21 protein-coding genes and 1 pseudogene are annotated in these 20,764 nt (G+C 67.7%); 9 read left to right on the top strand and 13 right to left on the bottom strand.

Going from position 1 to position 20,764, the window contains the following annotated elements:
- Window positions 1-11 precede the first annotated feature (11 nt).
- The 3 genes from ACFPUZ_RS05700 to ACFPUZ_RS05690 form a co-directional block, all read right to left on the bottom strand.
- Entirely contained in the window at window positions 12-506 is a 495-nt protein-coding gene (locus ACFPUZ_RS05700; protein WP_377000739.1) for a pyridoxamine 5'-phosphate oxidase family protein, read from the bottom strand.
- A 98-nt stretch (window positions 507-604) separates the two neighbouring features.
- Window positions 605-1,876, bottom strand: coding sequence for an O-acetylhomoserine aminocarboxypropyltransferase/cysteine synthase family protein (locus tag ACFPUZ_RS05695; RefSeq protein ID WP_377000737.1), 1,272 nt, complete (start codon window positions 1,874-1,876; stop codon window positions 605-607).
- 79 nt (window positions 1,877-1,955) lie between these two features.
- Window positions 1,956-3,704, bottom strand: coding sequence for a SulP family inorganic anion transporter (locus tag ACFPUZ_RS05690; protein ID WP_377000735.1), 1,749 nt, complete (start codon window positions 3,702-3,704; stop codon window positions 1,956-1,958).
- Window positions 3,705-3,774: 70 nt separating this feature from the next.
- On the opposite strand from ACFPUZ_RS05690, the gene ACFPUZ_RS05685 reads away from it, so the two are divergent.
- Both ACFPUZ_RS05685 and ACFPUZ_RS05680 read left to right on the top strand, forming a co-directional pair.
- On the top strand, window positions 3,775-4,431 hold the full coding sequence (locus ACFPUZ_RS05685; protein ID WP_377000733.1) for a DNA methyltransferase: 657 nt from the start codon (window positions 3,775-3,777) through the stop codon (window positions 4,429-4,431).
- A gap of 10 nt (window positions 4,432-4,441) precedes the next feature.
- A complete protein-coding gene (locus ACFPUZ_RS05680; protein WP_377000731.1) occupies window positions 4,442-4,879 on the top strand; it encodes a carboxymuconolactone decarboxylase family protein in 438 nt (145 codons plus the stop codon).
- Here the strand turns inward: ACFPUZ_RS05680 and ACFPUZ_RS05675 are convergent.
- The 8 genes and pseudogenes from ACFPUZ_RS05675 to ychF all read right to left on the bottom strand — a co-directional run bounded on the left by ACFPUZ_RS05675 (window position 4,876) and on the right by ychF (window position 12,100).
- Window positions 4,876-5,154, bottom strand: a complete 279-nt coding sequence (locus tag ACFPUZ_RS05675; RefSeq protein ID WP_377000951.1) for a putative quinol monooxygenase — start codon at window positions 5,152-5,154, stop codon at window positions 4,876-4,878. The two genes, ACFPUZ_RS05680 and ACFPUZ_RS05675, sit on opposite strands and share 4 nt — an antisense overlap.
- Before the next feature lie 30 nt (window positions 5,155-5,184).
- Window positions 5,185-5,673: pseudogene (locus ACFPUZ_RS05670) on the bottom strand (2'-5' RNA ligase); the annotation flags it as partial.
- Window positions 5,674-6,114 (bottom strand): YtoQ family protein, encoded by a 441-nt coding sequence (locus ACFPUZ_RS05665; protein WP_377000730.1) that lies wholly within the window; start codon window positions 6,112-6,114, stop codon window positions 5,674-5,676.
- Window positions 6,115-6,558: 444 nt separating this feature from the next.
- Window positions 6,559-7,029: a response regulator gene (locus ACFPUZ_RS05660; protein WP_377000728.1), complete on the bottom strand. Its 471-nt coding sequence runs from the start codon at window positions 7,027-7,029 to the stop codon at window positions 6,559-6,561.
- A gap of 3 nt (window positions 7,030-7,032) precedes the next feature.
- A complete protein-coding gene (locus ACFPUZ_RS05655) occupies window positions 7,033-8,955 on the bottom strand; it encodes an ATP-binding protein (protein WP_377000726.1) in 1,923 nt (640 codons plus the stop codon).
- Window positions 8,956-10,512, bottom strand: a complete 1,557-nt coding sequence (locus tag ACFPUZ_RS05650; RefSeq protein WP_377000724.1) for an SLC13 family permease — start codon at window positions 10,510-10,512, stop codon at window positions 8,956-8,958.
- Between the two features lie 71 nt (window positions 10,513-10,583).
- The gene (locus ACFPUZ_RS05645; RefSeq protein WP_377000722.1) at window positions 10,584-10,763 is read right to left on the bottom strand and encodes a hypothetical protein; all 180 of its coding nucleotides are present in this window, start codon (window positions 10,761-10,763) and stop codon (window positions 10,584-10,586) included.
- Between the two features lie 251 nt (window positions 10,764-11,014).
- Window positions 11,015-12,100: a redox-regulated ATPase YchF gene (gene ychF / locus ACFPUZ_RS05640; RefSeq protein ID WP_377000720.1), complete on the bottom strand. Its 1,086-nt coding sequence runs from the start codon at window positions 12,098-12,100 to the stop codon at window positions 11,015-11,017.
- 183 nt (window positions 12,101-12,283) lie between these two features.
- On the opposite strand from ychF, the gene ACFPUZ_RS05635 reads away from it, so the two are divergent.
- From ACFPUZ_RS05635 to ACFPUZ_RS05615, 5 genes are read left to right on the top strand one after another with little or no spacing between them, the layout of a single operon-like run.
- Window positions 12,284-13,930, top strand: coding sequence for a sodium-dependent transporter (locus tag ACFPUZ_RS05635; RefSeq protein ID WP_377000718.1), 1,647 nt, complete (start codon window positions 12,284-12,286; stop codon window positions 13,928-13,930).
- A complete protein-coding gene (metS, locus tag ACFPUZ_RS05630; RefSeq protein ID WP_377000716.1) occupies window positions 13,927-14,094 on the top strand; it encodes a methionine/alanine import NSS transporter subunit MetS in 168 nt (55 codons plus the stop codon). Before ACFPUZ_RS05635 ends, metS begins: the two co-directional genes overlap by 4 nt.
- A 27-nt stretch (window positions 14,095-14,121) precedes the next feature.
- A complete protein-coding gene (locus ACFPUZ_RS05625) occupies window positions 14,122-15,564 on the top strand; it encodes an AI-2E family transporter (RefSeq protein ID WP_377000714.1) in 1,443 nt (480 codons plus the stop codon).
- Between the two features lie 35 nt (window positions 15,565-15,599).
- Window positions 15,600-16,664, top strand: coding sequence for a DNA recombination protein RmuC (locus ACFPUZ_RS05620; protein WP_377000712.1), 1,065 nt, complete (start codon window positions 15,600-15,602; stop codon window positions 16,662-16,664).
- An 11-nt stretch (window positions 16,665-16,675) separates the two neighbouring features.
- Window positions 16,676-17,428, top strand: a complete 753-nt coding sequence (locus tag ACFPUZ_RS05615; protein ID WP_377000710.1) for a DUF6542 domain-containing protein — start codon at window positions 16,676-16,678, stop codon at window positions 17,426-17,428.
- A gap of 87 nt (window positions 17,429-17,515) precedes the next feature.
- Here the strand turns inward: ACFPUZ_RS05615 and ACFPUZ_RS05610 are convergent, their stop codons facing one another.
- On the bottom strand, window positions 17,516-18,469 hold the full coding sequence (locus ACFPUZ_RS05610; RefSeq protein WP_377000708.1) for a 4-hydroxy-3-methylbut-2-enyl diphosphate reductase: 954 nt from the start codon (window positions 18,467-18,469) through the stop codon (window positions 17,516-17,518).
- Between the two features lie 84 nt (window positions 18,470-18,553).
- Here ACFPUZ_RS05610 and xseA point away from each other — a divergent pair, with 84 nt between their 5' ends.
- Together xseA and ACFPUZ_RS05600 are read left to right on the top strand one after the other, a co-directional pair.
- Complete coding sequence (xseA, locus tag ACFPUZ_RS05605) at window positions 18,554-19,795, top strand: exodeoxyribonuclease VII large subunit (RefSeq protein ID WP_377000706.1); 1,242 nt, start codon at window positions 18,554-18,556, stop codon at window positions 19,793-19,795.
- A gap of 11 nt (window positions 19,796-19,806) precedes the next feature.
- Complete coding sequence (locus ACFPUZ_RS05600; RefSeq protein ID WP_377000704.1) at window positions 19,807-20,061, top strand: exodeoxyribonuclease VII small subunit; 255 nt, start codon at window positions 19,807-19,809, stop codon at window positions 20,059-20,061.
- An 83-nt stretch (window positions 20,062-20,144) separates the two neighbouring features.
- Here the strand turns inward: ACFPUZ_RS05600 and ACFPUZ_RS05595 are convergent, their stop codons facing one another.
- Entirely contained in the window at window positions 20,145-20,723 is a 579-nt protein-coding gene (locus ACFPUZ_RS05595; protein ID WP_377000702.1) for a DUF4245 domain-containing protein, read from the bottom strand.
- Between the last annotated feature and the right edge of the window lie 41 nt (window positions 20,724-20,764).

The following is a 20,764-nucleotide window of genomic DNA, read 5'->3' as shown; positions in this document are numbered from 1 at the left end:
TCACAATCCCACTAAGGCAGGTCGACGACCTTCGCCCCGGTGTCATCATCGTCGCCGGAGCGCCCGAGGACGGAACGGATCGTCGACACCACCGTGCCGACGAGGCTCTCGCCTCCCCAGTACTCGGCAGTGTCGCCGTGCACCTTGAGCACCACGTTGTCCGGGTTGTCGGGGCCGCCCTCCATGAAGGCGTCAGCGCCCTTGCTCCACAGCTTCTCCACCAGGGCACGGTCTGTGATGATCTCGGCCTCACCCGCCAGCGACACCCAAGCCTTCATGGAGGAGTAGGCGACGTTGACCTGCGGGTTGGCGGCCACGTCGGCGGCCACGGCGCTGGAGGCGCGGACCAGGAAGAGGACGTCGCCGTCCTCTTCGTGCACCTGCGTGGACAAAGGCCGGCTGGTAAGACGCCCGACCTCTGAACTCGAGTCGACGGTGGTGAGCATGGCGATGTCCATGCCGGACATGATCTCGTGGACTTTCTGGACGTCTGTCTGCTCGCTCATGGTTTCCCTCTTTCCGTATTGCCGGATGTGTGATGTACATCTCAGCATACGGACAACCATGCGTCACCGCTGATACGCCACCGCCCCGGCAGCCAGAACTAAGCCTGGGACTTCTCCAGGGCCTGCGCGATGTCGGCGATGATGTCGTCGACGTTTTCCAGGCCTACGGAGATGCGCACCAGACCCGGGGTGATGCCGACGGACGGCAGCTGCTCGTCCGACACCTGGCGGTGGGTGGTGGACGCCGGGTGGAGGACGCAGGAGCGGGCGTCGGCGACATGGACCTGGCGGGTGACCAGCTCGAGGGCGTCCATGAACTTCACGCCCGCCTCGCGGCCGCCCTTGATGTCGATGCACAGCACGCCGGAGTTGCCGGACAGGTACTTCGCGGCCAGCTCGCGGTAGGGGGAGGACTCGAGGCCGGGGTAGCGGACGTCGATAAGCACGTCGTCGCGGCCCGCGAGGTACTCGGCGACCTGCTGCGCGTTCTCGCAGTGGCGCTGCATGCGCACGTCCAGGCTCTCCAGGGAGAGGTTGAGCATGAACGCGGAGTGGGCGGACGGGTAGGCGCCGAAGTCGCGCTGCAGCTGCATGCGGGCCTTGATGATGAACGGCGCGACGGCGTAGTCCTTGGTGTAGACCACACCGTGGTAGGACTCGTCCGACTCGGTGAAGCCGGGGAACTTGCCGTTGGTGTAGTCGAACGTGCCGGCGTCGACGATCATGCCGCCGACCTGCACGGCGTGGCCGTCCATGTACTTGGAGGTGGAGTGGATGACCACGTCGGCGCCGTGCTCGATGGGGCGGCACAGCATGGGGGTGGCGAAGGTGGAGTCGATGATGAGCGGCACGCCCTGGTCGTGGGCGATGCGCGCGAACTTCTCGATGTCGAGCACGCTCATCGACGGGTTGCCGATGGTCTCCCCGAACAGCGCCTTCGTGTTCGGCTGGAACGCGGCGGCGATCTCCTCCTCGGAGGCGTTCTGGTCGACGTAGATGACCTCGATGCCGAAGCGCTTGAGCGTGGTGTGGAAGAGGTTGAGGGTGCCGCCGTAGATCTGGGAGGACGCCACGAAGGAGTCACCTGCGGAGCAGACGTTCATGATCGACAGCGCGGTGGCCGCCTGCCCGGAGGAGGTCGCCATCGCGGCGACACCGCCCTCGAGTTCGGCGATCTTCGCCTCCACGGCCATGACGGTCGGGTTGGCGAAACGCGAGTAGATCAGCGCGTGGGTCGGCTCATCGAAGACCGCCGCGATGTCCTCGGAGGAGTCGAAGGTGTAGGTCGTGGACTGCACGATCGGCACCTGGCGGGGGTCCTTGTTGCCCGGGACGTAGCCGGCGTGGATGAGTTTGGTCTGGTTGTGCATGGTGGTACTGACACCTTTCGGGGCGACGGAATGCCTGAATGTAAATGTACCCCGGGCTTATCGGCACCCCACCCCCGACTCACGGCTCGACGACCTCCCGCGGCACCCCGTCCGGCCAGCGGCCGTGGCGGGCCAGGTAGCGCTTCGCGTAGGCGCGGACGGCGGTGGGCAGCGTCTCGAAGATGAACTCCGGGCCGACGTGCTCGATGAAACCGGTGGGCTCGAGGCGTCGATAAAGATCGCGCTTGACGCGCGCCATGGCGAACTTGATGCCGCGGCGCTGCAGCTGGGCGCGCAGCTCGTCGAGGGCGTCGACGGCGGTGAGGTCGATCTCGGTGTTGGCCTCGGCGTTGAGCAGGAACCACTGGACCGGGGTGTCGGCCTCCGCGACCGCCTCCAGGGCGTGCTGCACGAAGTCGTCGGCATTGGCGAAGAAGATGGGCGCGTCATAGCGGAAGACCAGCAGCCCGTCGACCGCACGGGCGTCGGCGTAATCGTCGAGGCTGTGCATGCCGGGCACACCCGGCACGTAGCCGAGCACGTCGGCATAGGGGCGGGTGATGCGGCGCAGCAGGTCGAGGATGGACAGCACGATGGCGAAGCCGATGCCGGCGAGGACGCCGAAGATGACCACGGCCGCGGCGGTCGCCAGGGTGATGATGAGTTCGCTCTTGCGGAAGCGGGCGATGCGGATGATCTCGGGGACGTCGATAAGCCGCGTGGCGGCGTAGATGACCAGGGCGCCGAGGGCCGCGTTGGGGAAGGATTCCAGGACCGGGCCCGCGAACATGAGGACCATGACGACCAGCGCGATGACCACCAGGGCGTGGACCTGGGTGCGGGCGCCCGCGGCGTCGCCCAGCACGGTGCGCGACCCGGAGGAGGAGACGGGGAAACCCTGGAAGAATCCGTTGGCCACGTTGGCGGCGCCGAGCGCGAGGAGCTCCTGGTTGGAGTCGATGACCTCTCCCCGGCCGGACGCGAAGGCGCGGGCGGTGAGGATGTTGTCGGAGAAGCCGACGATGGCGATGCCCGCCGCATACGGCAGGATCGCCCACACGTCGACGGTGCTGAAATCCGGGATCCGGAACGCGGGCAGCCCCTGCGGCACCTCGCCGATGACGGCCAACCCGTGGTCCCGGAGGCCGAAGAGGGAGACGACGGCCGCCGCCCCGAGCAGCACCAGCAGCGAGCCGGGCACTTTGGGGGCGATCCACGCCGCCAGGTAGAGCGCCGCGAGAACCCCGGCGGCCAGCAGCGCCGTCGGGAGATGGGTCTGCTCGATTTTGCCGAGGAAATCCACCACCTCCCGCCACGTGCTCTCCCCCTCGACGTTCAGCTTGGTCACCTTGCCCAGCTGGCTGACGATCATGAGCACCGCGATGCCGATGAGGTAACCGATGAGCACGGGCCGCGACAGCAGCGTGGTGAGAAATCCCAGACGGGCCGCGAAACCCACCAGGCAGACCACGCCCACCGCGATCGCCAGCAGCGCCGCCACCTCGGCGTAGTGTTCCGGCCCGCCGGCTGCGCTGAGGAGCGCGCCGACGCCGGCGGCGGTCATGAGGGCGGTGGTCGACTCCGGCCCGATCGACAGCTTCCGGGAGGTGCCCAGGAAGAAATAGAGGAACATCGGGGCCAGCACCGCCCACAGGCCGACGACCGCCGGCAGCCCGGCGATGACGGCATAGGCCATGACCTGCGGCACCAGGTACGCCGCGACGGTGACTCCCGCGACGACATCCCCGCTCAGCCAGTCTCGTTGATAGCGTTTCAGCGCGCCCATGCCGGGGAGGAAGCGCTCCCACAGCGGCCTCTCACTGGTCATGACCTCGACGGTACTCTGTGCGGGGCTCGAAGGGGATGGCTGTCCACATCGCCCGGCTAAGCTGCCCTCCATGAGGTTGTCCGCCACCCACGACGCCTTCCTGGCCGCCCGCCCGCCCGGCGCGGAGGAGGACGTGCACATGCTCCCCGCGATCGTCGACGACATCATCACGCGCTACAGCGCCCCGGGCGAGGTGGTCCTCGACCCTTTCGCCGGTTTCGGCACCACACTGATCCGCGCGCTCGGCCTCGGCCGCCGCGCCGTCGGGGTGGAACTGCTCCCCGAGCGCGTCGCACACATCCGCCGCCACGCCCCCGCCGCGTCGATTCTCGAGGGCGACGCCCGCGCCCTGTCGCTGCTTATCGACGCCCCCGTCCACCTCATCCTCTCCTCCCCGCCGTACATGACCGTCACCCACCATGACGCCGATCCGCTCACCGCCTATGAGCGCGAGGGCGGTGATTATAGGCGCTACCTGCGGGAACTTGGCTTCGTGGCGGCACAGTGCGCGGCGTTGCTCACCCCGGGCGGCCACCTGGTGTGGAATGTCGCCGACATCCTCCACGAAGGGGATCTCACCCCGCTCATCGACGACTGCGTGAGCGTCCTTGACGCCCATCTCGAGCAGGTCGCGGTGGTGGAGATCGAGTGGGATCGGCTGCCGCACGATCTCACGCGCGATGCCCTACTGGTGTTCCGGCTCCCCCCGGAGCCACTGTTACGCTAAGATTGCGGACATGACATCAATCAATCTGAGCAAGCAGCACCCCAAGGTCTACCAGGCCGTCATGGCCCTCGACGCCGAGGTCCGCGAGGCCCTGTCCGCCGCGGGGATCGACCCCAAGCTGGGCGAACTCATCCGTATCCGCGTCTCCCAGCTGAACGGATGCGCCTTCTGCCTCCGCATGCACACCCGCGACGCCCTCGCCCTCGGCGAATCCACCGACCGCCTCGCGGTCCTGCCGGCCTGGCGCGAGTCCCAGTACTTCGACGAGGTCGAGCAGGCCGCCCTCGAACTGGCCGAGGACGTCACCCTCCTCGAGGACGAGGCCGACCAGGACAAGGAGCGCGGCCCGCTCAGCGACGAGCAGGTCTCGGCCCTCAGCTGGCTGACCATCACCATGAACGCGTGGAACCGCATCGCGGTGCGCAGCCACTACCCGGTGCGCCCCTAAATCCCGGCGGCCTTCTCCACCGCGTATCGACGTTCCATCCCCACCGTCACCCGCCCCCACTCACTGTCCGCCGCCCGCCGCTGGTGCGCCCCGAAGGCCGCGCCGTCGGCGAAGCGCTCCCGCACTGTCCACACCCGACCCCCGGGCGTGGGCAGCACCTCGAAGTGCAGGCAGCCCGGCTCCGCGCGGCTGAGTTCGATGTGGCGGGGCAGGTGACGTTCCACGATCTGCGCCTCCTCCGCCGAAGCGCAGATCAGCTCCCCTGAGAGGCTCACCTCCGGACTGTCGGCGCCGATGCCGGCGAGGATCGTCGTCTCCCGGAGACGCGGGCGCCACAGCGCGGCGCGTGCCGCCGTGAGCTCCTGCAGCTCCGGCGGGGTCACCTCGTCGAGTGCCCGGAGGTAGTCCGGGACCGTCTCCCGCGGCAGGCGCAGACCCATGGTCAGGTGCGGGATCCACCGCGGACCCCGCCCCTCGGGATTCGCGGTGCTGATGTGGCGGGCGGCGATCTCCAGCTCATCGGTGGTCTCCAGGAGCCAGGCCACCGTCTGCTTCCTCCGGGTGCCGAATACCACGGTGCCCACCCGCTGACACGGGGCAGGCAGGAGTCCCGGGAGCAGTTCCGCAGCACAGTCGACCGCGGCGGCGGCTATCCGGGGCGCGAACGTGACGGTGATGTGCGGGGTCTGCTGCTGCGCGGGGAAGCCCCGCGCCGCCAGGTCGGCGTAGATCCCGCGGACCAGCTCCTCCTCCGCTTCTGGGAGGTGGAGCAGAATGTTCTCGGGAGAGGCCACTTAGGCCTTGAGCACGTAGCGCAGGATCTCCACGACCTGGTCGGTGGTGGTGCACCACGCCTGCGACGCGGCGTCGACCTCCTTGAGGGGGTGGACGATGTCGGCGTCGTGCAGCGTGACATAAGGCTTGGCCAGCGCGGCGCAGTAGCCGGCGTCGAAGGCGGCGTTCCACTGCTTGTACTCGCTGCCGAAACGCACGACCACCAGGTCGGCTGCCTCGATGAGGGTGCGGGTGCGGATGGAGTTGACCTTGGAGGACTGGTGGTCGCGCCAGAACGGGCTGCCCGTCTCGCCCAGGTGGTCACCGGCGGCGTCGCTGGCCGGGTGATCGGTCACCGGGGCGGTGAACTCCACGTCCAGGCCCGCGGCCTCGGCGCCCCGCTGAATCTCCGCGCGCCAGTCGGTGTGGATCTCGCCGGACAGGTAGACGTTGAAAGTCATGGTGTTCTCCCGTGGGTTGATTGATCTCTACACCGCTGCACCCTACCTAAGGAAGTCACCTGCTTGGGGTGAGGCAGAATCCAACGGCGTGATTCCATCTCCACCTCCAGGCCGTAGTGCGACTGCAGGTTGATCCAGAAGTGCGGATCCATGGAGAAGTACCGCTCCAGACGAAGCGCTGTATCGGCGGCACTCCACTGGAGACGGCCAGCTTGTGGTGGGTCATCCCGGATCCGTTTCGGACATCCTCCATGAGGCTCTCACTTCTCAGTGATAGTCGACGAGTTCGGCCTCTTCGGCACCTCCCCGAGCACCAGGTCCAGATCGTCGGCTCCCGGCAGCTGATCGGCCGATCCCCTGCCGGCGACTCACTCCCTTAAAGAGCGGCACTTGGGTCCATTCTCGACATGAGGCCTCCGGGGTTTGGCTCGCTGCGTCGATGTCCTAGCGGATCAGATCCATCGCGCGGGCCTGATCCAGCGCCGCCAAGTGCGGCAGCGGATCAATGCCCATATCGGCGACGTAGGAGGTGAGCAGATCACGGACCGTCGCCTCCAAGTCGGTGCGATCCCAGGGCTTGGCGATGTAGTGGTCGAGATCCGCCTCGTTGACCGCGACGATGGTGTCCTCCAGCTGTGCCTGCCCGGTCACCAGAACCTTGCGGGTGGCGGCGGTGCGGTCGTCGTCCATCATGTCGACGAGGAACTCGACGCCGGTGGTGCCGGGCATGCGGTGATCGCACAGGGCGAGGGCGAGGACGTCCCCGTCGGCGCTGATTTCGTCGATGACCTCCCAGGCGTCGTCGACGTCGGAAGCCGGTTCGAGACGCACCGTGGGAGCGAAGACCTGCAGGTCCCGCTCCACGGCAGTGCGGACCTCCGGTTCGTCTTCGAGGATGAGGATGGTCAGCTTCATGATTCAGCTCTCCTGTAGTGACAGCGGCCCGGCGACTGGCAGGCCGACAATGACGCGGGTTCCCGCGGTAGACGTCTCGATGTTGATGGTCCCGTTGTGTTTGCTCACGATGGTGCGGCAGACCCCCAGGCCGATTCCCATGCCGAAGCGGACCTGGCCCTGCTTCGTGGTGAAGCGGGGTTCGAAGAGCCGGTCCAAGAGCTCCCCCGGGATCCCGGGGCCGTCGTCGATGACCTCGACCTGCACCCAGTCCGGCCTCAGCCGACTGGTGCGGACGGTGATGGTGGAGCCCTTGCCGGATTCGGCGAACGCTTCGGCGGAGTTGGTGATGAGGTTGGTCCACACCTGCGCCAACTGGCCCGGGGTACAGGTGATCAGGGGAAGTTCGGCGTAGTCGCGGCGGACGGTGACGCCCCGGAGCTTGTAGGAGGTCAGGCGGATAGTGTCGTCGATGCCCTGGTGAATGTCGACATCCGTGACGGGGTCGCCGTCGGGGCGGGCGTAGGAACGCAGACTCGCCACGAGATCGGTGATACGGGTGGCCGCATTTTCCACGTTGCGCAGGGCGGTACCGATGGAGGCGGCGTACTCCACCATGTCGAAGTCCAGTTTCCGGGACTTCTGTACCTGGCGGACGAAATCCAGGTCGTGGACCCCGGCCAGCACCAAACGCGACGCTAAGTCACGGTCTCCGGTGATCTCGGCAATCTCCCTGCGGATCTCGCGGGCCCTTTTCGTGCTGACCGCGGGGGACGAGCTGGCCGCCTCGATCGCGGCGAGAGCTCCGTCCGACCAGCGCTTGGACTTGCCGGTGTTCAGCAGGGCCTCGATGTCGTCGGCGAGGTGTTCGGCGGTGCGCTTGATCGCGGCCATCGGGTTGTTGAGTTCGTGGGCGACGCCTGCGGCCAGCTCACCGAGAGAGGCGAAGCGCGCCTGGCTCATCAACTCCTTGCGGGCTCCCTCCAGGTTCTTCAATGCCAGGGCGAGGGCGGCGCGTTCCTGTTCCAGCAACGATCGAGTTTCGTGCCGCTTCACATGGATGTCCTCGGCGCGTCGAAGCCGCCTGTCGTAGGTGCGGACGAACAGCGCGGTGATGAGCCGGTTGAGCCGCGGTTCCACGGAAAGGAGGTAATTGAGCTGCTCATAGGAGAGCTGGACTGCGACGACCTCGGTGGTGGTGCGCGCGGTGAAGAAGCCGACCCGGGCATTGGCCAGAGCGAGCAGTCCGATCACCTTGCCGGTGGAGGCGTGGTGCATGGTGATGTCGCCGGCGTCAGTGAAGCGCCTGAGCAGCACCTTGCCGCTCAGGGCGAAGATCATCTCCTCGACCACGTGCCCCTCCTTGGTGAGGTACACCCCTGGCGGGAACACCAGGCGGGGCTGGTAACCGAGATGGTGGTCGGCGGCGTCGATAAGCGCTGTGATGATCTCGATGTCGCTCATCGTGCTGTCGAGCACGAATTGCTCGGGGAGCTCGTCGTGGAAGCCCACGGTGGGGTCCTCGTCGCTCCGGTGGTGCCAGTAGCGGCGCAACTGCTGGAGGAGCGTGCGGATGAACGTGTCCTCCTTGATCTCCGGGATATAAGCGAGCATGTCCAGTCGCCCCAGGTCGGTGAGCAGGTCCAGCCCGCTAATCGACGGCGCGGTGGACAACACCAGGATGCGCGTGTGCCTGAACTTCGGATCGGCAACGAAAGAGACGAGGGGATGGTCGGCCGGGAGGCCGTCGTCGTGCAGCGTGACCGTGATCAGACCCAGATTGTCATCGTCGTCAATCTGCTCGAGCAGGGACGGCAGATCGGGCCCGTTGACCACCCGGTACTGCTCCCCCAACGTCCGGCTGACGAGCGAATAGAGGTACTGGGTGGCCTCGGAGCGGCCGACGATGGCGATCGTCGAGTGCGGCAATCGGTCGCGCAGGAGCATCTAACCCACCAGCCCCAGGGCCGCCCACAGCGGCGGGGCGGCGAAGACGAGCAGGGCGGTCGCCACACCGCCGACGACCATACCGATGAAGGCCATTTGGCCGATCTTGATTTCGCCGGTGGCATAGGCGATCGCGTTCGGTGGCGTGGAGATCGGCATCGACATGCCGACCGAACAGGCGATGGCGACGACGACCGCCACCAGGAGCGGGTTGACGTTGTCCAGGGAGACCGCCAGCGACACCGCCAGGGGAACCAGCAGGTTGGCCGCGGCGGAGTGCGAGATGACGTTGGCCAGGCCGAAACCGATGAGGCCCAGCGTGGCCACGATCGCGAGGCCGCCCAGGGACGTCCAGTCCACCGAGCCGACGAGCCACGCATCCAACCCGGTGGCACCCACACCGGTGCCAAGCGCGATGCCTCCGGAGACCAACCACAGCACCGGCCAATCCAGGGCCTGGATGTCCTTGCCCTTCATGACCTGCAAGGCGAGGAGCGCCACCACCGGGAAGAAGCCGACGATGTTGGAGGAGACGCCGTGCAGCGGCTCCGAGACCCACAGGAGGATGGTCAAGCCCGCGACGGCGTAGAACACTTTCGCGTCGAGGGCCGTGTTCCAGCGGGATTCCATGTCGATCTCGATGCGCGCGTCTTTCGGAATGAATGTCAGGCACAGCAGAACCCACGCGAAGGCCAGCACGACGAGCATGTACGGCACGGCCAGCGCCATCCACTGGGTAAACGAGATGGAAATGCCGTGCTCCTGCAGCACGCCGATGGCGATCGCATTCGGCGGTGTGCCCACCGGGGTGCCGATGCCTCCGACGTTCGCCGCCAGGGGAATCGCCAGCGCGACGCCGGCCCGTGCCTTGCCCGCGGGGAGCGATTTAAGGATGGGGATGACCACCGCGAACATCGTCGCAGTGGTGGCGGTATTCGACATGAACATGCTGAGCAGTGCGGTGATCAGCATCAGGCCCAGCAACGTCATCCGTGCGTTGCTGGGGAAGGGCTTGAGCATGACGGATGCGAGGTTGCGGTCCATTCCGTACTTCTCCGCACCGTGCGCGATCATGAATCCGCCCAGGAACAGGATGATCACGGGGTTGGCCAGGGCCGCGAAATAGTCGGCGGCGGGAAGAACGGTGTCCGCCAGTGCGGCGTCCCCTCCGGTGGGATCGACAATCGCCCCCTTCGAGACCAGCAGCACCTCCAGGAGGATGACCAGCACCGCCGTCGCCGTCAGCGGAATGGGCTCGAGCACCCAGAACACGATCGCCAACAGGAAAATCGCGAGCATGCGCTCGCCCGGCTCCGCGAGCCCGGGGACGTCCACGATGAAAGGCACGAGAAACAGGACGAGGCCGAGGACAAACCCCACGATCTGCTTGGGGCTCAGCGTCTTCGCGGCCTGCTGGAGGACCGGTGGCTTGGGCGCGTTCGTCGACCGCCGCCTTCTCACCTGGCGCGGGGTGGTGGCGGTTGTGACGGTTGTGGCTGGGGTACCGGCGGTGGCGGAAGAGGGGTTCCCGGCGGAATCGGCGGCGTCAGCACTCATGTGTTCCATGATAGGACGCACCATCGAACTCGCACTGTTCACCGGGTGGAGCGGGTCGAGAGCGAAGCCGCTCACGTGCCGTCAACCTTGCTCTGAGTGTCTGCGAACGAGGTGGCCTGCAACTCTCCGAACAGCGGTGTGTGGCAGATCTCGGCCACCAGGTCGTAGGTGGCCGTAACCACCGATCCGGCGACGCCGGACCACGTGCTGGCAATGTTCGTATGCTGCGCGGCTTCCAGTCCCGCATCCACCTCGGCGATTGATGGTGGGAAAAACGTGCCGTCGTCCTCACGCGATCGCCCCGCACGCTTGATCCCCGTGGCTTGTGACCCCGTGCAGCCATCGCGCTCGAGAGCAGGATACTCGCTCGCCTTCCGGACAATCTCCGACGTTTTTCAGGCGCGTCAACTCGATGTCTGCCAGCAATTCTGCGGCAGCCCGGAGCACGTCGTCTTGTCACCCCATGGGACAAGACGAGCACACGTTTCCTACGCCGAGAACATCACACGTTGAACTTGAACTCCACCACGTCGCCGTCGACCATGACGTAGTCCTTGCCCTCCTGGCGGACCTTGCCCTGGGCCTTGGCCTCGGCCATGGATCCGGCGGCGTCGAGATCCGCGAAGGAGACGATCTCGGCCTTGATGAAGCCGCGCTCGAAGTCGGTGTGGATGACGCCGGCGGCCTGCGGGGCGGTGTCGCCCTTGCGGATGGTCCAGGCGCGGGATTCCTTCGGGCCGGCGGTGAGGTAGGTCTGCAGGCCGAGGGTCTCGAAGCCGGCGCGCGCCAGGGAGTGCAGGCCGGGCTCGGTCTGGCCGACGGACTCGAGGAGCTCGGCGGCCTCCTCCTCGTCGAGCTCGAGGAGCTCGGTCTCGGTCTGGGCATCGAGGAAGACGCAGTCGGCGGGCGCCACCAGGGCGGCGAGCTCGGCCTTGCGGGCGTCGTCGGTAAGCACGTCCTCGTCGGAGTTGAAGACGTAGAGGAAGGGCTTGGCGGTCATGAGGTGGAGCTCGCGAATGAGCTCGAGGTCGATCTCGCCGGCCTTGGCGGCGGAGAAGAGCGTGCGGTCGTCGGAAAGCACGGCCAAGGCCTTCTGGGTCTCGGCGAGGGTCTCGGCGAGGGACTTGTCCTTGCGGGCCTCCTTCTCCAGGCGCGGCAGGGCCTTCTCCACGGTCTGCAGGTCGGCGAGGATGAGCTCGGTGTTGATGACCGAGATGTCGTCGGAGGGGTTGACCTCACCGTCGACATGGATGACGTTCTCGTCGGAGAAGGCGCGGACGACCTGGCAGACGGCGTCGGCCTCGCGGATGTTGGCCAGGAAGGCGTTGCCCATGCCCTCACCCTCGGAGGCACCCTTGACGATGCCCGCGATGTCGACGAAGGACACCGTCGCCGGCAGGATCCGCTCGGAGCCGAAGATCTCGGCGAGGCGGGTGAGGCGGGCGTCGGGAAGCTCGACGAGGCCGATGTTCGGCTCGATGGTGGCGAACGGGTAGTTCGCGGCCAGCACGTCGTTGCGGGTCAGGGCGTTGAAGAGGGTGGACTTGCCCACGTTGGGCAGGCCGACAATTCCAAGAGTAAGGCTCACGGGCGTTGATCCTAGCAGCCTGCACTTTTACCCCGACAGTGAGCAGAGCGGCCGGGTTGCGCCGCAATCGCTCCTGCGTTATATGATCGGACCACATTTGTAGTTATACACGTCACACCCTGGACGTTTTCGGCCCGCACCCCGGGCCCGCCCTGCACAACCACTACCCAGACAGGCACTGACATGTCTTCAACCACCACGCAGCCCGACGCGGGCTCCGGACAGGGTGAGCGGCGCGAGATCTTCTCCTCCCGCTGGGCATTCCTGCTCGCCGCGATCGGCTCCGCCGTCGGTCTCGGCAACATCTGGCGCTTCCCCTATGTCGCCTACGACAACGGCGGCGGCGCCTTCCTCATCCCCTACCTCATCGCGCTGCTGACCGCGGGTATCCCGCTGCTCTTCCTCGACTACGCGCTGGGCCACCGCTACCGCGGCTCCGCGCCGCTGACCTTCCGCCGCATCAAGTCCTGGGCGGAGCCGGTCGGTTGGATCCAGGTCGGTGTCTCCTTCTTCATCACCATCTACTACGCCGCGATCATCGGCTGGGCCGCCCTCTACGCCGTGAAGTCCTTCACCAAGGCGTGGGGCGACGACCCGGACACCTACTTCTTCGGCGAGTTCCTGCAGTTCGACGACACGGCGACCTTCTCCACCGACTTCGTCCCGCAGATCGCCCTGGCCCTGGCCGTGGTGTGGATCGCCGCGATCGTCGTCCTGGCGATCGGTGTGGACAAGGGCATCGGCAAGGTCTCGAAGTTCTTCATCCCGCTGCTGGCCGTGCTCTTCCTCATCGTGGTCGTCCAGGCGCTCATGCTGCCGGGCGCCGCCACGGGCCTCGACGCCCTGTTCACCCCGGACTGGGGCGCCCTGGCCAACGGTTCCGTGTGGATCGCCGCCTACGGCCAGATCTTCTTCTCCCTGTCCGTGAGCTTCGGCATCATGCTCACCTACTCCTCCTACCTGCGTCCCCGCACCAACCTCACGGGCACCGGCCTGACCACCGCCTTCGCGAACTCCTCCTTCGAGGTCCTCGCCGGCGTCGGTGTCTTCGCGGCCCTGGGCTTCATGGCCGTGCAGCAGTCGGTGGCCGTCGACGAGGTCGCCACCTCGGGCATCGGCCTGGCCTTCGTGGCCTTCCCGACGATCATCAACCAGATGGCCTTCGGCCCGATCTTCGGCTTCCTCTTCTTCGCCTCGCTCACCATCGCGGGCTTCACGTCCCTTTTCTCCCTGCTGGAGGTCGTGGTCTCGGCGGTCAAGGACAAGCTCAACCTGCCGCGTAAGGTCGTGGCCATCGGTATCGGCACCTTCATGGCGCTCATCTCCCTGGCCATGTTCTCCACCACGTCCGGCCTCATGGCGCTGGACATCATGGACAAGTTCACCAACAACATCGGCATCGTCGCCATCGCGCTCATCGCGGTGATCATCCTCGACTGGATCCTGCGCCGTATCGACGAGTTCTCCCTGCACATCAACGCCGTCTCCTCCTTCAAGGTGGGCACGATCTGGCGTATCTGCGTGGTCAACCTCACCACCCTGGTCCTCGGCTTCACCCTCGCCCAGGAGCTGATCTCGCTGGTCAAGGAGCCCTACGGCGGGTACACCACCGCCCAGGTGGCCATCTACGGCTGGGCGGTGCTGGCGCTCATCGCCATCAACGCCTTCGCCTTCTCGCTGATGCCCTGGCGCGGCAACCTGCGTCTCGACGGCCCGCCCGGCTCCGACTTCGGCGTCGACCCGGAGCTCCGCCGCGAGCTGCGCACCCCCCGCAAGTACGGCACGGCGGTCGTCGATACGCCTGTCAATGACGAAGGAGCGACGCGATGAGCGGTATCGCAATCATGATGATGGTCCTGTTCATGGTGGTCATCTGGGGCGGCTTCATCGCCAGCGCCCTGCACCTGCGCAACCACCCGGACGATTCCTCCGGTGCCCTGGGCACCGCCGACCACTCCCGCGACGAGCGCCTCGCCGCGCAGGAGCTGTCCTAATACCACCCGGCGGGGTGTTGAGGCACTATGGAGGCTGTGACCGAGCAGCCCCCTCTCCACCCCGATCCGGAGCTCCCCGACGACTCCGGGTCCAGCGCTTTCAGCAGCCTGGACCTGGATGAGCAGGAGGAGCTCACCGGTTACCGGGATCAGATCGACCGCTCCGTCGTCATGTCGGAGTGGCTGAAGTCCTTCGCCATGTGGGCGCTGCGGATGCTCATCATCGCGGTGTTCCTCTACGTGGCGTGGTTCCTGCTCAAGCAGGTGGGCACCGGCGTGCTGCCGGTGGCCTTCGCCATCATCGTGTGCACCGTGCTCGCCCCGCCGACCACGTGGATGCGCCGCAAGGGCCTGCCCCCTGCGTTGGCGGCCCTGTTCTCCATGCTGGCCTTCTTCGGGTTCTTCGGCACCCTCATCTGGTTCATCGCCCCGGACATCGCGCGGCAGTCCCAGATCCTCTACCTGCAGTCCCTCGAGGGCGTGCAACGCCTGCAGCTGTGGGCGCAGGGACCGCCGCTCAACGTCGACGGTGAAGACCTCTCCAAATTCATCAACGACGCCGCCAAGTGGATCCAGGACCAGGCCGGGGCCATTGCGGGCGGGATCATGTCGGGCGTGGGTACCGCCACGTCGGTGCTGTTCACGCTGTTCGTCGTCATCGTCCTGACGTTCTTCTTCCTCAAGGACGGCCCCCGCTTCCTGCCCTGGGCGCGCACCATCGCAGGCCGCCGCATCGGCTGGCACCTCACCGAGAGCCTCACCCGCGGGTGGTCCACCCTGGGGGGTTTCATCCGCGCGCAGGCCATCGTCTCGCTTGTCGACGCCATCTTCATCGGCCTCGGCCTCCTCCTCGTCGGCGTCCCCATGGCGCTGGCCCTCGCGGTCATCACATTCATCGCCGGCTTCATCCCCCTCATCGGCGCGGTGGTGGCCGGCGCTCTGGCGGTGCTCGTGGCGCTCGTCTCCCTGGGGATGACCCAGGCGCTCATCGTGCTGGGAATCGTCATCGCGGTGCAGCAGCTGGAGGGCAACATCCTCTCCCCGTGGCTGCAGTCGAAGGCGATGAACCTGCACCCGGTCATCGTGCTCGTGTCCGTCACCATCGGCGGCGGCCTCTTCGGCCTCGTCGGTTCCTTCCTGGCGGTGCCCTTCGTCGCGATGGTCGCCGTCGCGTTCCGCTACATCCTCGACATGACGGCCCTGCGCTCCGGAGAGAAGCTGGCGCGGGACATCACGTGGGTCACCCCGGAGGGCGAACTCAACGGCCGCCTGTCCGAGGAGGAGGGCCGCCTCCTGCGCCAGCGCTGGCGCGAGTCGATCGTCTACGTCGACGAGCCGCGCCCGGCCCCCGAGCCGCGTATCGACGACCCCGCCACCCCCACCACCTCCACCAGCGGGGCCGACATCGGCCGGCTGCGCCTGAGCAGCCAGCGGATAGAACGTCTGTTCGGCAAATTCGGGCGTCGCTGAGGAGTTGTGTCGGGGGCGTGTGACACAGTGGTCCCATGAGTTCCGCCCTGCCCGTCCTCCTCGTCGGTGTCCTGCTCGGCGCCGTGCTCGGCTGGCTCGCCCACGCCTCCCGCCGCCCCCGCGACACCTCCCCCGCCGTCGACCCCGGGCTCATCCGCCTCGAGCAGGCGGTGAGCACCATCGGCAGTCAGCTCACGGACCTGGAGCAGGACCGTGCCGTGGGCAACGCCGCCCTGGCCAGCCAGATCCAGGCGATGACGCGGACCTCCACGCGCTTGTCCGACCGCACGGACCAGCTGGTCACCGCGCTGCGCTCCCCCCAGATCCGCGGGCGCTGGGGCGAGATTCAGCTGGAGCGGGTCGTCGAGCTCGGCGGCATGGTGCGGCACTGCGACTTCGACTCCCAGGTCACGGCCCGCCTGGGCGGCACCCTCGTCCGCCCCGACCTGGTGGTGCGCCTGGCCGGCGGCCGCCACATCATCGTCGACGCCAAGGTCCCCTTCGCCTCCTACCTCGACGCCCTCGATTCCCAGGACCCGGAGGAGCATGCGGCCTACCTGCGCCGCCACGCCCACCTCCTGCGCACCCACGTCACCCAGCTCTCGGCCAAGGAGTACATCGACGCCTTCGACCCCACCCCGGAGTTCGTCGTCCTCTTCGTCCCGGCGGACCCTTTTCTCGACGCCGCCCTGGGGGTGGACCCCGAACTTCTCGAGTACGCCTTCTCCCGCAACATCGTCATCGCCACCCCCACCACGCTCTTCGCCCTGCTGCGCACCGTGGCCCTCGGGTGGCGGCAGGAGGACATCTCCGAGCGGGCGCGTGACATCCAGCGGCTGGGCCGGGAGCTCTACACCCGCCTCAACACGATGGGCGAGCACTACCAGCGCGTCGGTTCGCAGTTGGAGAAGACGGTAGAGGCCTACAACGCCACGCTGGGTTCGCTGGATTCCCGGGTGATGGTCACCGCCCGCCGCCTGGCCGACCTCGATGTTCCGGCCCGCACCGACCGCCCGCCGACCGAGCTCAACCAGATCTCGCTCCGCCCGCGCCACACCGCCACACCTATCGACGAACAGTTCCGACAGGACACGGGCTAGACTTGGTCCCCGTGTCCACCACCAGCCATCGGAGCCGCAGCCGCTCACAAGTCCGCAGCGGCGGACTGCCGACCTGGTCCGGCATCGCCATCGTCGTCGCCGCCCTCATCACCGGACTGCTGCTCAGCCTCAACGCGCAGTCCGTGGGCCTGCCCTACCTCCTGTGTTTCGGGATCGCGGCACTGGTGGTCGCCCTGTTCACGGAGATCCGGGGGCTCTTCCTCACGGTGGCCTCCATCCCCCTGCTGTTCGGCATCATGACCGTCCTCACGGCGTGGACCGTCGCCCGTTCCCAGGCTCCCGCGGGCACCCCCGCCTTCTCGACGACGAGCATTGTCACCGCCGTCTTCCCCCTCACCCAGTTCTTCCCCTTCCTGCTGGCCACCTCCGCCGCCGCCACCGCCCTCGCCCTGGTGCGCGTGGGTCTGTCCCTGCGCTCCGGGCGCGCGGTGGAGAAGGCCGAGATCGCCCACCGGCGCCGCGCCGCCGAGGCCGACCGCCGCAACCGCGACACCGCCTCCCGCGCCCGCCGCCGCGCCAACCAGGTCACGGTGGAGGAACTGCTGGCCCGCAACCGTGCCCGGCAGGCGGAGCGCCGCCCCGAGGCACCCCGTCCGGAAGTGCCGCGCCGGCCGGAGGCACCGCGACGTCGAGAAGCCCCGCAGGCGGAGCGCCGCCCTGAGGCACCCCGTCGTGAAGCCCCGCAACCCGAGCGTCGCTCCGCGCCCCGCTGCCGACGCCTGGACGACGACCTCTACAGCTGACACGTCTCCCTTGTCCGGCCGTGCGTCGAACTCACGGCGCGGGCACGAAAAAAACGCCCCCCGAGGGGGGCGTCGATAAGCAGGAGTTTAGGTCCGGGCCGGACGCAGCACCCGCGGCAGGGAGAACACGATGGTCTCGGCGGCGGTGGTGACCTCCTCCACCTCGCCGAACCCGCGCTCGTCGAGGTACTTCAGCACGTCCTGCACGAGGATCTCCGGGACGGAGGCGCCGGAGGAGAGTCCGACGGTGGACACGCCCTCGAGCCAGGCATCGTCGATCTGGTGGGCGAAGTCGATGAGGTGGCCGGCCTCGGCGCCCGCCTCGAGGGCGACCTCGACGAGGCGCTTGGAGTTCGAGGAGTTCTGGGAACCGACGACGATCATGAGGTCACATTTCGGGGCGATGGCCTTGACCGCCACCTGGCGGTTCTGCGTGGCATAACAGATGTCGTCGGAGGGCGGGTCCTGCAGATCCGGGAAGCGGCGCTTGAGCGCGGCGACGATCTCCAGGGTCTCATCCACGGACAGCGTCGTCTGGGAGAGCCAGATGAGCGGCTGCCCGGCCGGGAACTCCGGCAGCGTGTCCACTCCGGCGACGCCGTCGACCAGATGGGTGTGATCGGGGGCCTCACCCATGGTGCCCTCGACCTCCTCGTGGCCCTCGTGGCCGATGAAGAGGATCTGGTAGCCGTCGCGGACGAAACGCTTGACCTCGTTGTGCACCTTGGTCACCAGCGGGCAGGTGGCGTCGAGGGTCTGCAGGTTGAGGCGGGAGGCCTCCTCATGCACGGCCGGTGACACGCCGTGGGCGGAGAACACCAGGTGGGCACCCTCCGGAACCTCGTCGGTCTCGTCGACGAAGACGGCGCCGCGCTCGGCGAGGGTGTCCACGACGTAGCGGTTGTGCACGATCTCCTTGCGCACGTAGACGGGCGCCCCGTACTTCTCCAGGGCCTTCTCGACGGTCTCGACGGCCCGGTCCACGCCCGCGCAGTATCCACGGGGGGCGGCGAGGAGGATCTTCTTAGCTGCTTCGCTCATGGCCCCCACCCTAACCAACGGCGGCGGTTAAGCCTAGACTGGGGACTCGTCGCTGTCCGGGGATCCCATTGTCAGGAGTGTCACATGACGGGTGAGAAGTCCACGTCCGAGGCTCCGTGGCCGGTCCGCCGCCTCAACGCCGAGGTCAAGGGGTGGATTCAGCGCCTGGGCTCGGCATGGGTCGAGGGGCAGCTCACGCAGGTCAACGTCAAACCGAGCTGGAAGCTGTCCTACCTCACGCTGCGGGACACCGAATCCGAGACCTCGGTCCAGCTCACCGCCCCGACCTCCCTCATCCAGGGTCTGGCGTCCCCGCTCCGGGACGGCGACCGCGTGGTCGTCCACGGGCGCCCCGCCTTCTACGAGGGCCGCGGCTCCTTCTCCCTGTGGGTGACCGAGGTGCGCCCGGTGGGCATCGGTGAGCTGCTGGCCCGCATCGAGCGCCTGCGCACCCAGCTGGCGCAGGAAGGGCTGTTCGACCCCGCCCGGAAGAAGCCGCTGCCCTACCTGCCGCGCCGCGTGGGTCTGATCACCGGCCGCGGTTCCGCCGCCGAGCGCGACGTGCTCTCGGTGGCGAAGGAGCGGTGGCCCGCGGTGGACTTCCGCGTCATCAACACCGCCGTGCAGGGCGCCTCGGCGGTGCCGGAGATCATCGCCGCCCTGCAGCAGCTCGACGGGGACCCGGTGGTCGACGTCATCATCATCGCCCGCGGCGGCGGTTCCGTCGAGGACCTGCTCCCCTTCTCCGAAGAGGCCCTCCAGCGGGCCGTGGCGGCGGCGCAGACCCCGGTGGTCTCCGCCATCGGCCACGAGCCGGACAACCCGGTGCTGGACAACGTCGCCGATCTCCGTGCCGCCACCCCGACGGATGCCGCCAAGCGCGTGGTACCCGATGTGGCCGAGGAACGAGCGCTGCTCGCCGAGGCCCGGTCCCGGATGGCTGCCGCCCTGCGCGGCTGGGTCCACCGGGAGCGCCAGGGGCTGGAATCTCTGCGCTCGCGCCCCGTACTCGCCGACCCGATGTCGCCCATCACCCAGCGCCGCGAGGAGGTCGCCCGCGCGGTGGCGCTCCTCCGCCGGGACGTGCAGTATCTCCTCCAGGCGGAGACCGCACAGGTGGCGTCGCTGCGCGCGCAGGTCTCCGCACTCGGGCCCGCGGCGACACTGTCCCGCGGCTACGCGGTCGTGCAGGTCGTCCCGCGCGACGGCACCCCGCCGGAAGTGGTCATGAGCATCGAGCAGGCCCCGCCCGGCAGTCAGCTGCGCATCCGCGTGGCGGACGGATCCATCACCGCGGCCGGCATGGCCGCCACCCCGGCAGACTAGAAGGAGACACCATGAACGACAACGTGGTCGGCAGCGGCCAGGCGGGACAGGACGCCTTCCCCGATGTGAGCACCCTCAGCTATGAGCAGGCCCGCAACGAGCTCATCGAGACCGTGAAGATCCTCGAGCTCGGACAGATGGGTCTCGACGAATCCCTCAAGTACTGGGAGCGCGGCGAGGCCCTGGCCCGCCGCTGCGAGGAGCACCTGGACGGTGCCGCCCAGCGTGTCGAGGAAGCACTGGGGCGGACCACCGAACAGCAGTAGTCCCCCCACGCCTGTCCCGCCGCACCACCACCCCGTCACCGGAACAAGGGAACCGGGGCGAGGGAACCGGGGCGAGCCAGAATTTAACGCGCCACGCCCGGCAGCGGCGTCGACTGCACCGTGGCGGTGATGATCTGCTCGAACTCCGCGTCCTTCCCGGCGCCGCTGAATAGCAGGCGGGCATCGCCCATGTCGACGACCCACAGGTCGCGCACGTCATCCTCGTCGGAGTGGTAGACCTGCACCTCGTGGCCTGCGACCTGCAGGGTGCGGTCCAGTTCGCGCGGGTGGGGGTCGATGCCGCGGACGGCGTCGGCAAGCTCCTGGTCGGTCTGGGTGAGCTGAATGAAGCCGCGGTCGGCGGTGACCCAGCCGACGATGGGGGCCGGGGTCTGGTTGACCTGGCCGCGGCGGGCGGAGTTGGTCACCCAGCCCTCCGGGTTCTCCGGCATGCGGACGGGGAAGGACGTCGAGCGGGCCTCCATGCCCATGAAGGTGTGGGCGTCAACCTCGCGGACCGGTCCCCCCTCCGGAGCTCCCGGCTCGTAGGAGCACAGACCGGTGGCGCCGACGCTCACGACCATGAGCACGACTATGAGGGCCAGGGACAGGAACATGTCCCGCCCGTCCTGAAAAATCCGGGGCTTTTCCGCTGCAGACACGCGCCCAAGTATGTCAGAAGCGGCCCTGTGGTGGAATTCTC

Origin of the sequence: Corynebacterium nasicanis, assembly GCF_042658165.1 — a bacterium.
Taxonomy (GTDB): Bacteria; Actinomycetota; Actinomycetes; order Mycobacteriales; family Mycobacteriaceae; genus Corynebacterium; species Corynebacterium nasicanis.
This window is presented reverse-complemented; position numbering and strand designations above follow the sequence as displayed.

Coding starts and splice junctions, on each gene's coding strand:
- ACFPUZ_RS05685 (WP_377000733.1), top strand. CDS start 3,775: ATGAGGTTGTCCGCCACCCACGACGCCTTCCTGGCCGCCCGCCCGCCC.
- ACFPUZ_RS05665 (WP_377000730.1), bottom strand. CDS start 6,114: ATGACTTTCAACGTCTACCTGTCCGGCGAGATCCACACCGACTGGCGC.
- ACFPUZ_RS05600 (WP_377000704.1), top strand. CDS start 19,807: ATGAACGACAACGTGGTCGGCAGCGGCCAGGCGGGACAGGACGCCTTC.
- ACFPUZ_RS05635 (WP_377000718.1), top strand. CDS start 12,284: ATGTCTTCAACCACCACGCAGCCCGACGCGGGCTCCGGACAGGGTGAG.
- ACFPUZ_RS05650 (WP_377000724.1), bottom strand. CDS start 10,512: ATGAGTGCTGACGCCGCCGATTCCGCCGGGAACCCCTCTTCCGCCACC.
- ACFPUZ_RS05620 (WP_377000712.1), top strand. CDS start 15,600: ATGAGTTCCGCCCTGCCCGTCCTCCTCGTCGGTGTCCTGCTCGGCGCC.
- ACFPUZ_RS05690 (WP_377000735.1), bottom strand. CDS start 3,704: ATGACCAGTGAGAGGCCGCTGTGGGAGCGCTTCCTCCCCGGCATGGGC.
- ACFPUZ_RS05700 (WP_377000739.1), bottom strand. CDS start 506: ATGAGCGAGCAGACAGACGTCCAGAAAGTCCACGAGATCATGTCCGGC.
- metS (WP_377000716.1), top strand. CDS start 13,927: ATGAGCGGTATCGCAATCATGATGATGGTCCTGTTCATGGTGGTCATC.
- ACFPUZ_RS05680 (WP_377000731.1), top strand. CDS start 4,442: ATGACATCAATCAATCTGAGCAAGCAGCACCCCAAGGTCTACCAGGCC.
- ACFPUZ_RS05695 (WP_377000737.1), bottom strand. CDS start 1,876: ATGCACAACCAGACCAAACTCATCCACGCCGGCTACGTCCCGGGCAAC.
- xseA (WP_377000706.1), top strand. CDS start 18,554: ATGACGGGTGAGAAGTCCACGTCCGAGGCTCCGTGGCCGGTCCGCCGC.
- ACFPUZ_RS05655 (WP_377000726.1), bottom strand. CDS start 8,955: ATGCTCCTGCGCGACCGATTGCCGCACTCGACGATCGCCATCGTCGGC.
- ACFPUZ_RS05660 (WP_377000728.1), bottom strand. CDS start 7,029: ATGAAGCTGACCATCCTCATCCTCGAAGACGAACCGGAGGTCCGCACT.
- ACFPUZ_RS05610 (WP_377000708.1), bottom strand. CDS start 18,469: ATGAGCGAAGCAGCTAAGAAGATCCTCCTCGCCGCCCCCCGTGGATAC.
- ACFPUZ_RS05625 (WP_377000714.1), top strand. CDS start 14,122: ATGGAGGCTGTGACCGAGCAGCCCCCTCTCCACCCCGATCCGGAGCTC.